This window comes from Pseudomonas sp. H2_D02, from assembly GCF_054677635.1.
The window spans coordinates 4034183-4052160 of the sequence record NZ_CP162816.1 but is presented as its reverse complement, the minus strand read 5'-3'; the positions used below and the strand labels follow the sequence as shown (position 1 = coordinate 4052160).

The following is a 17978-nucleotide window of genomic DNA, read 5'->3' as shown; positions in this document are numbered from 1 at the left end:
CCCCGTTCAACGCTGTTTCGACCCCCCACCAATCTGCCAGACATACGGCGGTTCCGTCCCATTGATCTCCCAATCCCCAATGATGCGTTCCTTGTAGATCAGCGGATTATGGGACGCCGCGGTGCGGGCGTTGCGCCAGTGGCGGTCGAGGGCTTTGCCGGTGCTGGTGGCGGATGCGCCGAGGGCGTTGAACAGGTCGCTGGTGGCGCGCAGCGTCAGGTCGGCGACCACCACTTGGGCCTGGGCCGATTCGAGTTCGGCGAGGATGTTGGCGGTGTGCTCGGCTTCGGTGTCCTGGCCGAAGCGACGTTCATAGGCTCGCTGCGAGGCGCTGGCGGCGCGCAGGGTCGTGGCTTCGGCGGCGTAGACCTGGGCTGATGCCTTGCCGATCACTTGCTGTACTTGGACGTCCTGGCTCACTTCGCTGGCGTTGCCGGTGCTGAACACGCGGGTGCGTTGGCGCACGTGTTCGCTGAAGTCCTGGACGGCGGCGCGGCCGGCGCCCGTCTGCACGGCGAGCAGGACCAGTTGATAGAACGCGGTCTGGTATTTGAAACGGGTGGAAAAATCGATGAGGTTTTCAGCCTCCACCACGGCATTCTCGAACACCGATGTGCCGCTGCCGGTGGTGCGCTGGCCGAAACCGTCCCAGTCATCGCTTTGCTTGACACCCGGTTGGTGGACATTGACGGCGGCGATCACATCGGCACCGTTGTCGTCGCGTTGGGCATAGAGGTCGATCCAGTCGGCGAAGATGCTGCCGGTGCTGTAGTACTTGGTGCCGTTGGCCACCCATTGCCCGCCCTGGCGGGATACGCGAGTGATGACCTGGCCGAGTTTCACCGCGCCGATTTCGGTCCAGGCGTTGCCCACCAGGTCACCGTCGACGAAGCGCTTGAACCAGACGTCTTGCGGGCTGCTGGCGTGGGCATTGAGACGATCCTCGACAAAGGCGAAGTGGCCGCGCAGGGCCTGGGGCAGGTTGGAGTCGGCCTCGGCCAGTTCGATCAGCAGGTGCAACAGCTGCGGCAACGAAGCCCCGGCGCCGCCGAATTCGACCGGAATCCGCACGGCACCGAAGCCCGCTTCCTTCAACCATTTCACCTGTTCGAACGGCAGGCTGCGTGATTGTTCACGCTCCAGGGCGCCGGCCTGGATGCGCGCGAAAATCGGCCGGAACCGCTCGGCCAGGGTTTCATAGTCGGTGCCGGTGGAAAGGACTGGTGGCAAGTGTTGTTGCTGTGCGGTCATGGCGGTGTTCCTTCTGATGGCGAGGGGACGGGCGGGGTGAAAACCTGCCGTTGGCGACAACCTTTGCACGCTCCATGCCCGGCGCTTGAAGCCAACGAAAACGGGGCGTTCGCCGGGTTTCCCAGCACAAAGGCTGTCGTCCGGCGGACAATCTGTTGGGTGACTGTGTGTCAGGCAACAATGCGTATTTCCAGCAGCGGCACGCCGGGTGTTGGCTGTGCAACAGCGATCCAACAGCCTGCCTGTCGCACGACAGCCATGAAAATCAGAAAACTGACTAAACTGTTGAAAATAAAGGATAAATATAAGTGGCACGGTTGCTGCTCTAGCCGTTGTACAGAGGCGACGACGCCTATATCTCAACGAGCTGGGAGTACACGCAATGAGCCAGGACACGATCAAGTTTGCCTACTGGGTGCCTAACGTCAGCGGCGGACTGGTGGTCAGCAAGATCCCGCAGCGCACCGACTGGGGCATTGACTACAACCGCAAGCTGGCGCAGATCGCCGAGGACGCCGGTTTTGACTATGCCCTGACCCAGATCCGTTTCACTGCCGGTTACGGCGCCGAATACCAGCACGAATCGGTGGCGTTCAGTCACGCGCTGCTGGCGTCCACCACGCGCCTCAAAGTCATCGCGGCGGTATTGCCGGGGCCGTGGACGCCTTCGGTGCTGGCCAAGCAGATCGCAACCATCGACCAGCTCACCGGCGGGCGCGTGGCGATCAACGTGGTGTCCGGCTGGTTCAAGGGCGAATTCACCGCCATTGGCGAACCCTGGCTGGAGCACGACGAACGTTATCGCCGCTCCGAGGAATTCATCACCACGCTCAAGGGCATCTGGACCACCGACAACTACACCTTTCGCGGTGATTTCTATCGTTTCAACGGCTACACCCTCAAGCCCAAACCGTTGCAACAGCATCCGGAGATTTTCCAGGGTGGCAGTTCCCGCGCCGCGCGGGACATGGCCGCCCGAGTCTCGGACTGGTACTTCACCAATGGCAACACGGTGGAAGGGGTCAAGGCTCAGGTCGATGACCTGCGGGCCAAGGCGGCGGCGAACAATCACACGGTCAAGGTCGGGGTGAATGCTTTCATCATTGCCCGCGACACCGAGGAAGAAGCCCGCGCGGTGCTGGCCCAGATCATCGACCAGGCCGACCCCGAAGCCGTCAACGCGTTTGGCGACGCCGCCAAGCAGGCCGGCAAGGCCAGCCCGGAAGGCGAGGGCAACTGGGCCAAGTCCAGCTTCGAAGACCTGGTGCAGTATAACGATGGCTTCAAGACCAACCTGATCGGCACGCCCCGGCAAATCGCCGAGCGCATCGTGGCGTTGAAAGCCGTGGGTGTGGATCTGGTGCTTGCCGCGTTCCTGCACTTCCAGGAGGAAGTGGAGTATTTCGGCCAACGAGTCCTGCCGCTGGTGCGTGAGTTGGAGAAGGGCAAGGTGCAGGCTAAAGCGGCGGCGGTGGCCTAGCGAAGAAACAGGAGGTTCCGTGGCGAGGGAGCTTGCTCCCGCTGGGTCGGTCCGACATCTCGGGCGCAGCTGCCCGGACCTTCACGGCGGAGTATCAGGGGGCTCAATCAGCTTCATTGGGGGCGCTGCGCACCCCAGCGGGAGCAAGCTCCCTCGCCACGGGTGAGCGTTGGCTCAGGTTGAAAGGTTCACCACCCGACCATCCCGCGTGCTCAGCGCGCCGCGGCGTTTGTTGACCACCAACTCACCGATCCGAATCAGCAGGCTGCGGGTGACGTTTCGGCTCAGGCCCAGCAAGCTGGCGGTGTGGACCTGGTTGCAACTGGCGTAGCGGTAGGCGGTGCGCAGCAGGGCGGCTTCGACCTTTTCATGGACATCGCCTTGCGCTTGCTCGAGCAATTGCACAAAGGCTTTTTCCAGCAATGCTTCCGCCGTTTGCGGCGCGCTGTCCTGTGATAGATCCTGGCGCTCGATGCGAAAGTTGGACAGGTGGAGATCCTGCACGCCGATCACTGGGTTGCGGCAGATCAGCAGCGTGTGATGGATGACGTTCTCCAGTTCGCGAATATTCCCCGGCCAGGAATAATCGAGCAATTTGCGCTGGGCCTGGGCATCCAGAGTGACCTCGCCATGACCCAGCCTGCGGCTGTATTCGGCAATGAAATGACGGATCAGCGGCAGGATGTCGCCGGGCCGTTCGCGCAAGGGCTTGAGCACCAGGCTCACCACATTCAAGCGGTAATACAGGTCCTCGCGAAAGTGCCCGGCGTTGATGGCTCTTTCCAATTGCACGTTGGTGGCCGCCAGCACCCGCACGTTGATCTTGATGCTCTTGCGCGAGCCCAGGCGGACGACTTCGCGCTCTTGTAGAACGCGCAGCAACTTGACCTGGATCGGCAGCGGCAAGTCACCGATTTCATCCAGGAACAGCGTGCCGCCATCGGCCTCTTCGAACCACCCGGCCTTGGCCGTCAATGCGCCGGTGAACGCGCCTTTCTCATGGCCGAACAGCTCGGCTTCCACCAGCGTCTCGGAAAACGCCCCGCAGTTCACTGCCACGAACGGCTTGTCGCGCCGAGCGCTGAGGCTATGGACGTGGCGCGCGACCAACTCCTTGCCGGTGCCGGTCTGGCCGATAATCAATACGCTGGCGTCGCTGGGGGCCACCTGTTGCAAATGGGCCAAGAGTGCCTGGGAGTTGGGGTCTGCGAAAACCTGGGCCGTGGCGCGAATCGAAGTGGCCAGACCGGGGGACGGGGGAAGGGTTAGAAGCTGCATGGCGAAGGCCCGTAAATGAGTGCGTGATGAGGTGACAACCAGCGTTTCTTGCTGGCATTACCGTGCGAAGCCATTGGGCTTGATGGCTAATCTATATGATCTAAAAACGGCAATAAAAATAACTTTAAGCTATATGCTTAAGTCGGGAGGTCCCGTCAAAACCACAATTAGTGGACCCACCGCACTCCAGCTCCAATCACTCACCCACACGAATACGCGGGGTAACGGACATCCCAACGCGCAACCTCGTCGCATCGGGCTGGTCAGGATCGATGTGGATACGCACGGGCAGGCGCTGGACAATCTTGGTGAAGTTGCCGGTGGCGTTATGCGGCGCTACGGCTGAATAGCTGACGCCGCTGGCCGGCCCCAGGCTTTGTACCGTGCCCCGCAGCACCTTGCCCGGCAACGCATCCACTTCGATTTCCACGGTTTGTCCAGCCTCCACGCGATCCAGTTGCGTTTCGCGAAAGTTCGCCGTGATGTAGACGGCGTCGAGCGGGACGATTGCCAGCAAGGGTTTTCCCGCATTGACGAACGCACCGACCCGTACCGATTTCTGCCCGATCGTACCGCTGATCGGTGCCGTAATCCGAGTGTAGGAAAGCTTCAGTTCCGCGATGGCTTGGGTGGCCTCGGCATGGGCGAGGGTCGCCCTGGCTTTTTCCAGGTCGGCCTTGAGCACATCCACTTGTTGCCGGGCGGCCTGTAGTCCCGCCTCGCTTTTGTCCCGGCGAGCCCGTTGGATGCTCAGTTGCGCTTCGGCCTGTTGCCGCGCCTGCACGGTGCCTGAGCCGTCATCGGCCAGGTTGCGATATCGCGTCTGGTTGACAGCCGCCAGCTTGAGCGCGGCTTCGTCTGCGGCAAGTGCCGCTTGTGCCTGGCGAATGGCGGTGGCCTGTCGGGCCAGGTACGCTTGCAGGCTCGCGATGCCGGCGCGGGCACTGGCGACTTGGGCTTTCGCCGCGTTAACGGCTGCGACGAAATCACGATCATCGATGGTCGCCAGCAGGTCGCCTTTGTTCACCGGCTGGTTATCTTCGATCAACACCGAATGCACCGTACCTGACACCTGCGGCGCTACCGTAGTGAAATCAGCATGGACATAGGCATCGTCAGTGGACTGGACTGCGGCGGCGGATTCGGGGCGATTGAGGACGACAGCCCCGCTGACCGCGATGGCGAGCAACATTGCACTGATGAGCTTGGCTTTTTTTGGTAATGCCATGATGGGTCACCCGTTTGAGGACGAAGGGGGCGAGTTGGCCTGGATGACAGGAGCGGGGATGAAGGTCATGCGCAGCACCAGCGGAATCAGCAGCAGGGCCAGCAGGCCAAGCGCGCGGTAGGCATCGGCGATCGACAGCACTAATGATTCCCCGCCGATGACGATCATCAGCTGTTGCGGATCGGGCGCGGACGGCAAGGCGCCGCCCACCATGGCCGCATGGTCCAGCAACATCTCCGAGTGAAAACGTCCGCGCAAGACCATCAGTTGTCCAACCACGGCAGCGCCGGCCAGTGATCCGAAGGCGCGCACTGTATTGATGGTGCCGGAGAAAAAAGGCCCTTCGGCAGGCTGCACCACGCTGGTGATCAGGAACAGCATCGACACCACGGCCATGGGTTGCCCCAAGGCTTGCAGCGTTTGCGCCATGACGAATTGGTCGCGGTTCCAGTCGCTGGTTAGCTGCGCGCCACACAGGCACGCCAAGGCGATCAGGCACAACCCGGCGGCAAAGACCAGCCGCGCATCGACCCACTTCTGGTACAGCAGCAGCGCCACCAGGGGCCCGAGGATCAACTGCGGCAACGCGACGATCAGGCCGATGGAGGCCATCTGGAACGGCCGGTAATCTTGCAGCGTGGCCAGATAACTGGCGGGCAACAGTGAGCTGGACATCAGCACCACCAGCAGGAAGAAAAACAAGGTACAGCCCAGCCCCAGGTTGCGACGCCCCAGGATCTGCAATTTGATGAAGGGCGCGGGGTGATGCCACTCGGTCAGCAAGTAGATCGCCAGCAATGCCAGGCCGGCCACCAGCGAAGCAGTCACCAGCGGCGAATTGAACCAGTCCAGGCGTATGCCTTGGTCCAGCGCGATGGTGATGAGGCCGAAGGCCGGCACCGCGCAGGCCATGCCCAGCCAGTTGGCTCGACCGAAGCGCTGGGGTTGGATGGGTTCCTTGGGCAATCCCCAGCCGATCAATGCCGCAGCGATACAAGCGAGGGGGATGATTTGCCAATAAACCCAGCGCCAATCTTGCAGGCTGTCGGTCCAGTGACCGGCCAGCCAGATGGACAGGTTGGGGGCGAAGGTGGCGGTCATTGCATACAGTGCCAGCCCATATAGCCGTATCGGCGGCGGCAGGAATTTCAGCGCCGCCATCATCAGCAAGGGAATCGTCGTGCCGCTGGCGAGGCCTTGGACAAAGCGCAATGCCAAAAGCAGGTCCAGGTCCCGAATGAAAGGCAACATCGCCGCCAGCGCGGTGCACGTGCCCAATACCCACAGTTCGAGACGGCGGACCGAAAGCGTAATGGCAAACCAGGCCGCAAAAGGCATGGCAATCAACTCTCCGGCGCTGTATGCCGTGGTGAGCCAGGACGCATCGTCCAGGCCGAAGCCCAACGCGCCCCGCACGTCCGCCAGGGCCAATGCACCGACGCGGATGTTCAATCCCGCCATCATTGCCGCCAGGAAAATCCCCAGCAGCCCCACCAGCGGCCGTTTCGAGCCCTCGGCGCGGGGCGCTTCGCTGATAGCGATGGCCGTGGCTCGCAAGGCCACGCTGTTCATCGAGCCTGCTCCGGATCCCAACCGCCGCCCAGGGACTTATAAAGATTGACCACGGTCAGGGTGGCATTGGTTGCACTGGTATTGAGGCGGGTCTGGCTGGCGAGCAGGTTGAGTTGCGCGGTGAGGACGCTGAGATAGTCGGCGGCGCCTTGTTGATAGCCGCGTTCTGCCGCGCCCAGGGCCTCTTTGTTCTGTTGATACGAAACCAGCAGCTCGTCGTGCTGGCGGCGTTGGGCAGCCCAGGCATCCAGGGCGTTGTCGACTTCGTGCCAGGCTTGCAAGACGGTTTGCCGATAAGCGAGGGCCGCGTTTTTTTGCCGCGATTCGTTCAGGGCCAGGCGCTGCATCAGGCGTCCACCCTGGAAGATGGGCAGGTAGACCGTTGGCCCGACGGAAAACATCCGCGAGTCCCAACTGGCGAGGTCGCCACTGTCGAAAGCCTCCACACCGATACGTCCTTTCAGGCCGATACGCGGATAGAAATCAGCCTTCGCCACGCCGATGGCCGCTGTGGCCGCGTGGAGTTGTGCTTCGGCGCGCAGGATGTCGGGGCGCCGTTGGGCCAGTTCAGACGCCACGCCGAGGGGAATGCGAGCGGGCAGCGACGGCAGGGGCATGGCCTGGCGCAGTTGGGCATCGAGGGCACGCGGTTGCTCGCCCATAAGCAGGGCGAGGGCGTTCATCTGCGCATTGCGACGCTGGGCCAGCTCGGGAAGCATGGCCTTGACCGTCGCCAACTGCGCGCGGGCCGATGAGGTTTCGAAGCGTGTCGCCACGCCATTACGCTCGCGACTTTCAGCCAGGGCCAGGGTGCGTTCGGCAACCACTTGGTTTTGGCGGGCGATGTCCAGTTGCGCCTGGGTGCCGCGCAACTGGAGATAAGTGCGTGCCACTTCGGCGGCCAGCGCCACCCTGGCGGCTTCACGGTCGTACACAGAGGCCACGACCATCGCCTGGGCGCCTTCGCGCGAGCGCCGGGCGCGGCCCCATAGGTCGATTTCCCAGCTGGCGTCGAAACCCAACTGCCAAAAATTACTGGGGTCGGTGGGAGCGCCCAGCGCTGCGAATTTGCCATGCTCGCTCAGCGCCTCCCGGGCGTAGCTGGCGTTGGCGCCGACAGTGGGCAACAACTGCGACGCGGCGATGCCCAGCCGTGCGCGGCTTTGCTCGATGCGTTCGGCGGCCAGTTGCAAGTCAAGGTTTCCCTTCAGCGTCCGCGCCAGCAACTCGGTGAGCAGGGCGTCGTTGAACAGCTGCCACCATTGCATGGGCACAGCGGCGGTGGAGGCACGAGGGTCGCCGCTGTGTTCTTGGCGAGGCGTCAGTTGCGCGGCGTTCAGCTCGTCTTCAGGCCGGGTGAAATCCGGGCCCACCATGCAACCCGCCAGGCATGCAGCGCCGAGCGCCGCAGTGATGACGCTCAAGCGTGCACAGAGGCGTTGAGGTAAATCGTCGAAGCCCGACATAGCCAGATCCCCGCAATGTTTCGGCGTCGCCCGAAGAGCGTCCGCCATGGGGTCGATAGATTCATGCATGACGATTCGCTCGCCATGGATCGATGTTATCGACGGGCTGCTCCGGCCACACGCCTACATCGGTTCAGCGAAACCATACGTTGAATGGAGAAAGGTATACGCAGGTATGTCGTAGGCAGCGGACAGCGCCGCCGGTCAGTGCGATTGGCGCAGGGCGACGTCGATACAGGCCAGCAGGTTGTTGCCGTCGCAAGGTTTTGGCAGACAGGCAACCAACCCCGGAACATTTGCGGCCAGTTGCGGGTAGGCGGTAATGAACAGCGTGGGGATGCGCCAGCCTTGTTCAAGCAGATGTTGATGCAACTCGATGCCACTCATGCCCGGCATCTGTATGTCGCATACCAGGCAATGTGTTTGCGCGGGCGCTTTCGAAACAAGGAATTCCATGGCGCCGCAATAGGTGCGCACTTCGTAACCGCTGGATCGCAACAGGCTATTGAGCGCGGTGCGAACCGATTCATCGTCATCGACGACTGCAATCGTCGCTTTGTCGCGCATGGGAGTGTCTGGCATGAGGATCGCTCGTAATGGAGCCTGTCTTTACTTCACCATACGCGGTCCGGGCATGTGCAAAAGTATACTTGCGTATATCCCGCTAAGACCAAAGATGCGGAGCCGGATACCTGGATAGTAATGATCGTGGCGCAGTTTCAAATAGACTGGCGCCGCATCGTCGACTGGCCTGGCCATCCCAACCTCCGTACCGGTTATCTGCGCGCCCGGATTTATTCTGCAAAGAAATTGGGAAGGAAACTGGCGAGACGCTAATCTGGACGATGGCAATACAACCCGTCCCGGAACCCGACATTGCGTTCATCGCCGGGCTGCCGGCGCAGCCATGGAAAACGCGGCCAAGCGGCAGCAACGGCAATTGCGACATGACACTGGACGCCAGCTCGACGGCAAATGCGACAGAAACTCCTTTTGCTCCAGTGCCGATGGAAACCCGCATGCAAACACAATGGGACGATGGCGAGCGTATCTTCTGCCGGGAACGACGCCTAGGTGCCGACGGCGATAACCCTGTCCTGGTGGTGCGGCCTGCCAACCGGCAACCGCGCCCCGACTGCCTTGAGCGTCTCGCCCACGAATTCAGCCTGAGGGATGAGCTGGACGCCTCGTGGTGCGTACACCCCCTGGACTGGATAAGTGAAGGCCCTCAGGTGCAACTGGTGCTCAGCGATCCGGGCGGCTTGCCCCTGGTGCAATTGCTGACCTCGCCCCTGGAGACAACCCGGTTCTTGCAGCTCGCGGTGAGCATTGCCATGGCGCTGGGCAAGCTGCATGAGCGAGGCCTGGTTCATAAGGACATCAAACCCAGCCATATCCTGGTGGATTGCGACGACGGCCAGGCTCGGCTCACCGGGTTCGGCATGACGTCGCGTTTGCCGCGCGAGCGCCAGGCCCCCGAGACGCTTGCCGGGACGTTGGCCTACATGGCGCCCGAACAGACTGGCAGGATGAATCGCTCGATCGACTCGCGCAGCGATCTCTATTCCTTCGGCGTCACGCTCTACCAGATGCTGACCGGCTCGCTGCCGTTCACGGCCTCCGACCCGATCGAATGGGTGCATTGCCATATCGCCAAGAGGCCCTTGGCGCCCCGCGAGCGCATCGAAACCATTCCCGACATGCTTTCTCGCGTCATCATGAAGCTGCTCGCCAAGACCGCCGAGGAGCGCTACCAGACGGCCGCAAGTGTGGAGCACGACCTGCGCCAATGCCTGGCGCATTGGCAGCAATGGCGGCGCATCGAGGCTTTTGCGTTGGGCGAGCAAGGTAGCTCGGACCGCCTGTTGATCCCGGAAAAACTCTATGGGCGCGAGCCCGAGGTCCAAGCCTTGGTTGGTGCGTTCAATCGGGTCGTTGAAACTGGCGCGCCCGAACTGGTATTGGTGACCGGCTATTCCGGGATCGGTAAATCTTCAGTGGTCAACGAGTTGCACAAGGTGCTCGTGCCGCCAAGGGGGTTGTTCGCCCGTGGCAAGTTCGATCAGTACCGGCGCGATATTCCCTATTCGACGCTGATACAGGCGTTCCAGAGCCTGGTGCGCACGCTGTTGGGCAAGAGTGATGCCGAGTTGGCCGGTTGGCGCGAGGCACTGCGCCAGGCCCTGGACCCCAACGCTCGGCTGATGACGGACCTGATTCCCGAACTGAGGCTGATCATCGGCGAGCCGCCTGCCGTGCAGGCACTCGATCCCCAGCAAGAGCAGCGGCGCTTCCTGCTGGTGTTCCGGCGTTTCATCGGTGTCTTCGCCCGCCGCGAGCATCCTCTTGCGCTATTTCTCGACGACTTGCAATGGCTCGACGCGGCGACGCTCGACCTGCTGGACGACCTGCTGACCAGCGATGACGTGCGTTATCTGCTGCTGGTCGGTGCCTACCGCAGCAATGAAGTGGATTCGACGCATCCGCTGGCGGGCAAACTCAAGACGTTGCGCAGCGTCGGCGCCAAGGTCAGCGAAATCATGCTCTCACCGCTCGCCAAGGCGCATATCGAGCAATTGATCGCCGAGGCGCTCCATGACCAGCCTGATCGCATCGAGCCGCTGGCGCAGCTGGTGCTCGACAAGACTGCGGGCAATCCGTTTTTCGTGATCCAGTTTTTGCAGGCCCTCGCCGACGAGCAATTGCTGGCCTTCGATCATGGCCGCCAGCACTGGTGGTGGGACCCGGACCGGATCCACGCCAAGGGGTACACCGACAACATCGTCGACTTGATGAGCGGCAAGCTCGCGCGCCTGCCTACCCAGACGCAGCAGGCCTTGCAGCTGCTTGCGTGCATGGGGAATGTCTGCGGGATGAACGCGCTGGCGATTATCCTCGAGGTCCCCAGGGCGCAAATCCGGACGGTCCTCTGGGAGGCGATTCGCCAGGAGTTGGTGGAACGCCGTGACGGTGCGTACGGGTTTGTCCACGACCGTATCCATGAAGCGGCCTACTCGATGATCCCCCTGGGGTCACGCGCCTCGACTCACTTGAAAATCGGCCGGATGTTGGTTCGGCGGATTCCTCCCCAGCATCGCGACGAGGTGATATTCGACATCGTGGGCCAACTCAACCTCGGCGCCGAATTGCTCATCGACCAGGCCGAGCGAGAGGAACTGGCCGCCCTCAACCTGCTCGCGGGTCAGCGGGCCAAGGCGTCGACGGCTTATGCGTCGGCGCTCAATTACTTGGCCATCGGGGCCGAGCTGCTGGCCGATGACAGCTGGACGCATCGGCACGGTTTGAATTTCGCGTTGGAACTGAACAGGGCCGAATGTGAGTTCCTGACCGGCCAGCTCGCCACGGCCGACGAGCGGCTGACGGCACTGTCGGACCGTGCCGTGACGGTGAGCGAGCGGGCCAGCGTCGCTTGCCTGTTGATGGATGTCTACCTGCTGATGGATCGCAGCGACGGCGCGGTGGCGGTGTGTCTCGCGTATCTGCGGCATGTCGGCATCAACTGGGCCGCCCAGCCGAGTGACGAGGCCGTGCGCCAGGAATACGACCGCATCGCGACATTGCTTGGTGACCGGGCCATTGAGGACTTGATCGACGTGCCCTTGATGGAAGATGCGACCGCGTTGGAGACGGTCAATGCGCTGAGCAAGCTCTTCGCCCCCGCCCTGCAAAGTGACGCGAACCTGGCGGATCTGTTGATCTGCAAGGCGATTACCTTGAGCCTGGAACGCGGCAACTGCGATGCGTCCTGTGTGCTCTATGCCAATCTGTATAGGGTCGCGGGCCGGCGGTTCGGTGATCATGAGGTGGGGTTTCGCTTCGGGCAACTGGGCTGTGACCTCGTCGAGCGCCGTGGCATGACTCGATTCGAGGCCAGTACGTACCTGTGTTTCTCCTGCTTTGCCGTGCGCTGGATGAGACCCGTCGGACAATGCCGCGACCTGCTGCGTCGTTCGTTTGCGGCGGCAAATCGGATCGGAGACTTGCCGTATGGTGCCTATGCGGGCAACAACCTCACCGCAGACCTGCTCTTCGCCGGCGAACCGTTGCCCAAGGTCCAAGATGAGGCCGAGCGTGGCCTGGCCTATGCGAGAAAGGTGCGTTTCGGGCTGGTGACGGATTTCATCGTCACGCAATTGCTGCTGATCCGGATGTTTCGCGGCCAGACGTCGATCTTCGGCCGCCTGGAGGACGACGAATTGGACGAGGCCACCACTGAATCCCATCTGTCCAGCAGCCCGGACCTGGTCCTGGCTGAATGCCTGTACTGGGTTCGCAAGCTACAGGCCCGTTGTATGGCCGACGAGCCTGAAGCGGCCTTGGTCGCCGCCGAAAAAGCGCAGCGATTGCTCTGGGTTTGCCAATCGTTCTTCGAGGAAGCTGAATATTACTTTTTTCAGCCCTGGCTCATGCTGCCGTTTTTGAGAAAACCCCCGCGGATGAACGCAAGGCGCATCTGGGCGCAATCAGGGAAGGGCATCGGCAGCTCCAGGCCTGGGCGCAGCAGTGCCCAGACAACTTTGCGAGCCGCGCCGCACTGGTGGGTGCCGAGATTGCCCGCATCGAAGGCCGGCCAATCGATGCCGAGCTGCTTTACGAACAGGCCATGGACGCCGCGCGGGAAAGCGGCTTCGTTCATGTCGAGGCGCTTGCCAACGAACTCGCTTCACGTTTCTACGCCGCCCGTGGCCTCGAAAGAATAGCCCGGATGTACATGCAGGACGCCTGTTACGGCTATCTGCGTTGGGGAGCCGATGGCAAGGTTCGGCAGCTCGAAGCCCAATATCCATGGCTGCGGGAAAAAGAGCCCGCACCTGGCCCCGCGACCACAATGGCGACGCCGGTGGAGCACCTGGACATCGCGACCGTGCTCAAGGTCTCCCAGGCCGTGTCGGGTGAAATTGTCCTGGAGAAGTTGATCGATCGGGTGATGGCCACGGCCATCGAGCAGGCCGGCGCCGAGCGCGGCCTGTTGATCCTGTCCACTGGCGAGGGACATCGGATCGCGGCGCAAGCGACGACCGGCGGGAGCACGACGCAACTGCGTGACGCACCGGTCAACTCGACGCTGTTGCCGGAGTCGATTCTTTACCATGTGCTGCGAACCCAGGAGAGCGTGTTTCTGGACGACGCCATGGCTCCGGCAGGCGCTGCTTTTGCCGCCGATCCGTACTTTCGCCAACGTCCCGTGCGTTCGATCCTGTGCCTCCCGCTGATCAACCAGGCTACGCTGGTGGGCGTGCTCTATCTGGAAAACAGCCTTGCCGCCCACGTATTCAGTCCGAATCGGCTTGCCATCCTGAATCTGGTGGCGTCGCGCGCGGCCATCTCCCTTGAAAACGCTCGGCTGTACCGTGAGGTGGCCGAACGGGAGGCGAAAATCCGTCGTCTGGTCGAGGCCAACATCATTGGAATTCTCGTCTGGAATGCCGAGGGCGACATCATCGAGGCCAATGATGCATTCCTGCGCATGGTGGGGTACGAGCGGGAAGATCTTGCGTCGGGCTGCCTGCGCTGGAGAGACTTGACGGTACCGGAGCATCGAGAACTGAGCGAGCGTTCGTTGGCTCAGGCCTTGCGCACGGGGCAAGCCTCTCCGTACGAGAAAGAGTATTTCAGGAAGGACGGCAGCCGGCTGCCGGTGATCGTCGGCCTGGCCATGTTCGAAGCCAGCAGCCGGGAAGGCGTGGCGTTTGTGCTGGACCTGACCGAGCGTCGGCAGGCGGAGGAGAAAATCCGCGAAAGCGAGCGTCGTTATCGTGAGGTGCAGACCGAATTGGCCCATGCAAACCGGGTCGCGACCATGGGCCAGTTGGTCGCCTCGATTGCCCATGAGGTCAATCAGCCGATTGCCGCGACCATCCTAAACGCCGACGCCGCGCTGCGTTGGCTCAACGCCCAGCCGCCGGAAATCGAGGAAGTCCGGCAGATCCTCGGTCATCTGGTTTTCGACGCCAATCGAGCCGCCGATGTGCTGGGGCGAATCCGCGAGCACATCCGCAAGGCGCCCCCGCAGAAAGGGCCGCTGGATATCAACGCGGCGATCGAGGAAATGGTCGAGTTCACCCGCAGCCAGATCATCAAGAACGGTGCCTCGATACACGCCCAACTGGCCGGCGCACTGCCTTGCGTGAACGGGGATCGCGTGGAACTGCAACAGGTGCTGCTCAACCTGATCATGAACGCATTGGAGGCCATGAGCGGCGTCGATGAAGGCGAACGGCACTTGTCGATCAGCACCGGGCTGGACGATGCCGGTTGCGTGCGGGTGAGCGTCAGCGATACGGGGCCGGGTTTTGCCTCGGGGTGCGCGGAGCAAGTGTTCGCATCGTTCTACACCACCAAGGCTTCAGGGCTTGGGCTGGGTTTATCCATTTGTCGATCGATCATCGAAGCCCATGGCGGCTGTTTACAGGCAGCCGCCAATCAGCCTCGCGGGGCCGTGGTCGAATTTTCGCTGCCCATCGCACGCTAGGCTCTGTACGAAATGTATCCGCACTCACCCATACTGCGTTGAAACGGGGCTCGGAATGCTCATGTACTCCAGTACACTCCGCTTCCTCGCCCCGTTTCGCCTTGTCTGGCTTTCGCGCGAACACATTTCGTACGGACCCTAATACCAAGGTTTACAGGGCGCATATCAATCGATCAGTGCGCCAATCCCAGGTACAAATGATCTCCGCCAACCCGAGCGATACAGTGATTGCCATGGGTTGCGGAGTATCTGGCAATGAAACTGACAGGCATCGCGGCGGATGAATTTTCGTCACTTCGTTCAATAGTGCTTATCTGCCTGGCGTTGGTCACCGCCAACGTCTCCTATCGCGTGACCGAGCCTGCGCAGGCGGGCGTGGCCCCGGAACCCCTCCACGGCACCAAAAGGCCAGGAGCGCTGGCAGTTGAGTCGTTGAAGCGGGTCGATATCGAGGCCCTGGACGAAGTGCCCGTCGGGGCGCATTTGATCAGTCCGCGCCGGTTCTATATCCATCATGGGATTTACCTGGGCGCTGGTGCCGTTGCCCATTATTCGGGATTCAGCGGCGCGCTTGAAGCGGGCCCCATCGAAGTGACCGACCTGGAACATTTCGCCAGTGGCAGGCCCGTGTGGATCGTCGAGCAACCCGCCCGTTATCCGGCCAATGAGGTTGCCCATCGGGCCCGTTCGAGACTGGGTGAAAACCGCTACAGTCTCTTTGCCAACAACTGCGAACACTTCTGCAGCTGGTGCCTGACCGGGGAGAGCTACAGTGCTCAGGTCCGTGCGTACTGGCAGCGCCCGCGCGAATTCCTGGCAACGATTACCGTGCTGAACGCTCACTTCGTTGCTTGAGGGTCACGGCACATCAGGTCCACTTCGGCGTCGGAGGCGCTGTGCTAGGCTTTTTCAATCCACCACCCTAGAGGATCGTGCATGAACGGCAATTCGAAAACTCATTCGCCGGGCAGCGAAGGTCCCGTTGTGTTCGTCCTGGACGACGACGCCTCCATACGATGTGCATTGAGCAACCTCCTGCGCTCTGTCGGCATGCGCGTCGAGACCTTTGCGTCCACCGCCGAGTTTCTCCAATGGCCCAAGCCTGACTGCGCCAGTTGCCTGGTGCTCGATGTCCGATTGCAGGGCAGCAGCGGACTGGATTTCCAGCGCCAGTTGGCGGCATCGAATATCAGGATTCCCATCATCTTTATCACCGGTCACGGCGACATTGAAATGTCCGTCAAGGCGATGAAAGCCGGTGCCATGGATTTCCTGGCCAAACCTTTTCGCGAACAGGACTTGCTGGACGCCGTCTCAGCGGCACTCCAGGCCGACGTCAAGCGAAGGGAAGTAGAGCAGCAACTTTCAGGCCTGCACGCCCGTTACCAGACACTGACGGCCCGCGAGAAAGAAGTCATGGCCCTGGCGGCCAAGGGACTGATGAACAAGCAGATCGCCGGGCAGATGAACCTGAGCGAGATCACCGTGAAAATCCATCGCGCCCACGCCATGAAAAAAATGCATGCCAAGTCGTTCGCCGACTTGGTGCGAATGGCTGAAACCCTCGGCGCAGAGCCTGCTTGACGGGCCAAACGCCATTACTCGTTGGCGAAATCAGGCAAAAAGGCGGCGCTCACAGGTAACTGACTCGGGCGTGTAGGCGGGTAACGTGGCTCAACGGTTTACCGCAGAGCCAACTTCACGAGGGATTGGATCAGACATCCAGGGTGTGCCGCTTTCAGGAGGAGCGAAAACCAACCAGCACCGACAGTCCCTCGATACGCCTCACTGTCGATAAGAGAACAACAATGACCAGCCCGACCTTCAAGGATTCGAACGGCCACCTGGCGCAGGGCTTCAAGCCTCGTCACGTCACCATGCTTTCAATTGCCGGGATTATCGGCGCAGGCCTGTTTGTCGGATCGGGCCATGCCATCGCCGCCGCAGGCCCCGCCGTGATGCTGGCGTATCTTTTTTCCGGCCTGCTGGTGGTGCTCGTCATGCGCATGCTCGGCGAGATGGCGGTGGCGCGGCCGGATACCGGCTCCTTTTCCACCTACGCCGACCAGGCGATCGGGCGCTGGGCCGGCTTCACCATCGGTTGGCTGTATTGGTGGTTCTGGGTACTGGTGATTCCCATCGAGGCACTGGCCGCCGGTCATGTGCTGAACCAATGGTTTCCCTCCGTCGATGCGTGGCTGTTCGCTTCGGTGTCGATCATCGCCTTGGCGGTGACGAACCTGTTCAGCGTCTCCAAATACGGTGAATTCGAGTTCTGGTTCGCCATGGCCAAGGTGGTGGCGATCATCGGTTTCATCTCCCTGGGCTTCGCGGTCTTGATGGGCTGGATTCCCGAGCGCGAGGCCAGCGGCTTGAGTCGCTTGATGGACGAATATGGCGGCTTCGCGCCCAATGGCTTGTCTGCCGTGGTCGGAGCCTTCATCACCATCATGTTCAGCTTCATCGGCACGGAAGCGGTGACCATTGCTGCCGCCGAATCCAGCAACCCCGCGCAGAACATTGCCAAGGCCACCCGCTCGGTGATCTGGCGTATCGGCGTTTTCTACCTGCTGTCGATCTTCGTGGTTATTTCCGTGGTGCCGTGGAACGATCCGCAGTTGGCGTCGGTGGGTTCCTATCAAAGGGCCTTGGAACTGATGAACATTCCCCATGCCAAGTTCATGGTAGACGTGGTGGTGCTGATCGCCGTGGCCAGTTGCATGAACTCCTCGATCTACATCGCCTCGCGCATGCTCTATTCCCTGGGCCGGCGAGGCGATGCGCCGAAGGCGGCGGAAGTGACCTCGGCCGCTGGGGTACCCAGGGCCGCAGTGATTGCCAGTACGGTGTTGGGGTTGGGCATCACCGTGTTCAGCTATTTCATGCCGGCCGGGTTGTTCCAGTTCCTGCTCGCCAGCTCCGGCGCCATCGCGCTGCTGGTGTACCTGGCGATCGCCGTGTCGCAGTTGCGCATGCGCCGCAAGCTGGTCCGGCAAGGCGTCGAGCTGGGCTTTCGCATGTGGTTGTTCCCGTGGCTCACCTGGGCGGTGATCGTGTTCATCTGCGCGGCCCTGGCGGTGATGATGGTGACGCCCGAGCACCGCAGCGAGGTGAGCACCACCCTTGGCCTGGCCTTGGTCATTTCCTTTATCGGCCTGGTGACGTCGCGGCAATCGGCGCAGCCTGAAGAAGCGGTGTCCCTGGGTTAGC

The 17978-nt window shown here is 61.8% G+C and carries 10 protein-coding genes and 1 pseudogene; 5 read left to right on the top strand and 6 right to left on the bottom strand.

Translation table 11 applies throughout. The features are described from left to right. Positions 1-6: 6 nt before the first annotated feature. Positions 7-1251: an acyl-CoA dehydrogenase family protein gene (locus tag AB4N42_RS18550; protein WP_334597585.1), complete on the bottom strand. Its 1245-nt coding sequence runs from the start codon at positions 1249-1251 to the stop codon at positions 7-9. A 382-nt stretch (positions 1252-1633) separates the two neighbouring features. Here AB4N42_RS18550 and sfnG point away from each other — a divergent pair, with 382 nt between their 5' ends. Then, on the top strand, positions 1634-2731 hold the full coding sequence (gene sfnG, locus AB4N42_RS18545) for a dimethylsulfone monooxygenase SfnG (RefSeq protein ID WP_323155284.1): 1098 nt from the start codon (positions 1634-1636) through the stop codon (positions 2729-2731). 174 nt (positions 2732-2905) lie between these two features. On the opposite strand, the gene AB4N42_RS18540 is transcribed toward sfnG, so the two are convergent. The 5 genes from AB4N42_RS18540 to AB4N42_RS18520 all read right to left on the bottom strand — a co-directional run bounded on the left by AB4N42_RS18540 (position 2906) and on the right by AB4N42_RS18520 (position 8857). After that, positions 2906-4009 carry a sigma-54 interaction domain-containing protein gene (locus AB4N42_RS18540; RefSeq protein WP_460115123.1) on the bottom strand — a complete coding sequence of 368 codons (1104 nt, stop codon included), beginning with the start codon at positions 4007-4009 and terminating at the stop codon, positions 2906-2908. A 196-nt stretch (positions 4010-4205) separates the two neighbouring features. Next, positions 4206-5237, bottom strand: coding sequence for an HlyD family secretion protein (locus AB4N42_RS18535; RefSeq protein ID WP_460115122.1), 1032 nt, complete (start codon positions 5235-5237; stop codon positions 4206-4208). Positions 5238-5243: 6 nt separating this feature from the next. After that, a complete protein-coding gene (locus tag AB4N42_RS18530; protein ID WP_323155286.1) occupies positions 5244-6809 on the bottom strand; it encodes an MFS transporter in 1566 nt (521 codons plus the stop codon). After that, entirely contained in the window at positions 6806-8344 is a 1539-nt protein-coding gene (locus tag AB4N42_RS18525; protein ID WP_431145535.1) for an efflux transporter outer membrane subunit, read from the bottom strand. The genes AB4N42_RS18530 and AB4N42_RS18525 overlap by 4 nt, the downstream gene beginning before the upstream one ends. A 135-nt stretch (positions 8345-8479) precedes the next feature. Beyond that, entirely contained in the window at positions 8480-8857 is a 378-nt protein-coding gene (locus AB4N42_RS18520; protein ID WP_030138778.1) for a response regulator transcription factor, read from the bottom strand. A gap of 437 nt (positions 8858-9294) precedes the next feature. Here AB4N42_RS18520 and AB4N42_RS18515 point away from each other — a divergent pair. The 4 genes and pseudogenes from AB4N42_RS18515 (at position 9295) to AB4N42_RS18500 (ending at position 17977) form a co-directional block, all read left to right on the top strand. Beyond that, a pseudogene (locus AB4N42_RS18515) lies at positions 9295-14768 on the top strand (trifunctional serine/threonine-protein kinase/ATP-binding protein/sensor histidine kinase). A 255-nt stretch (positions 14769-15023) separates the two neighbouring features. Next, a complete protein-coding gene (locus AB4N42_RS18510; protein ID WP_030138780.1) occupies positions 15024-15623 on the top strand; it encodes a lecithin retinol acyltransferase family protein in 600 nt (199 codons plus the stop codon). 81 nt (positions 15624-15704) lie between these two features. Then, positions 15705-16352, top strand: coding sequence for a response regulator transcription factor (locus AB4N42_RS18505; protein ID WP_030138781.1), 648 nt, complete (start codon positions 15705-15707; stop codon positions 16350-16352). 224 nt (positions 16353-16576) lie between these two features. Then, a complete protein-coding gene (locus AB4N42_RS18500) occupies positions 16577-17977 on the top strand; it encodes an amino acid permease (protein WP_460115121.1) in 1401 nt (466 codons plus the stop codon). Position 17978: the final 1 nt, after the last annotated feature.

Bases quoted from the DNA above. Each gene is read 5' to 3' on its own strand.
- AB4N42_RS18550 (WP_334597585.1), bottom strand. From the start codon at position 1,251: ATGACCGCACAGCAACAACACTTGCCACCAGTCCTTTCCACCGGCACC.
- sfnG (WP_323155284.1), top strand. From the start codon at position 1,634: ATGAGCCAGGACACGATCAAGTTTGCCTACTGGGTGCCTAACGTCAGC.
- AB4N42_RS18540 (WP_460115123.1), bottom strand. From the start codon at position 4,009: ATGCAGCTTCTAACCCTTCCCCCGTCCCCCGGTCTGGCCACTTCGATT.
- AB4N42_RS18535 (WP_460115122.1), bottom strand. From the start codon at position 5,237: ATGGCATTACCAAAAAAAGCCAAGCTCATCAGTGCAATGTTGCTCGCC.
- AB4N42_RS18530 (WP_323155286.1), bottom strand. From the start codon at position 6,809: ATGAACAGCGTGGCCTTGCGAGCCACGGCCATCGCTATCAGCGAAGCG.
- AB4N42_RS18525 (WP_431145535.1), bottom strand. From the start codon at position 8,344: ATGCATGAATCTATCGACCCCATGGCGGACGCTCTTCGGGCGACGCCG.
- AB4N42_RS18520 (WP_030138778.1), bottom strand. From the start codon at position 8,857: ATGCCAGACACTCCCATGCGCGACAAAGCGACGATTGCAGTCGTCGAT.
- AB4N42_RS18510 (WP_030138780.1), top strand. From the start codon at position 15,024: ATGAAACTGACAGGCATCGCGGCGGATGAATTTTCGTCACTTCGTTCA.
- AB4N42_RS18505 (WP_030138781.1), top strand. From the start codon at position 15,705: ATGAACGGCAATTCGAAAACTCATTCGCCGGGCAGCGAAGGTCCCGTT.
- AB4N42_RS18500 (WP_460115121.1), top strand. From the start codon at position 16,577: ATGACCAGCCCGACCTTCAAGGATTCGAACGGCCACCTGGCGCAGGGC.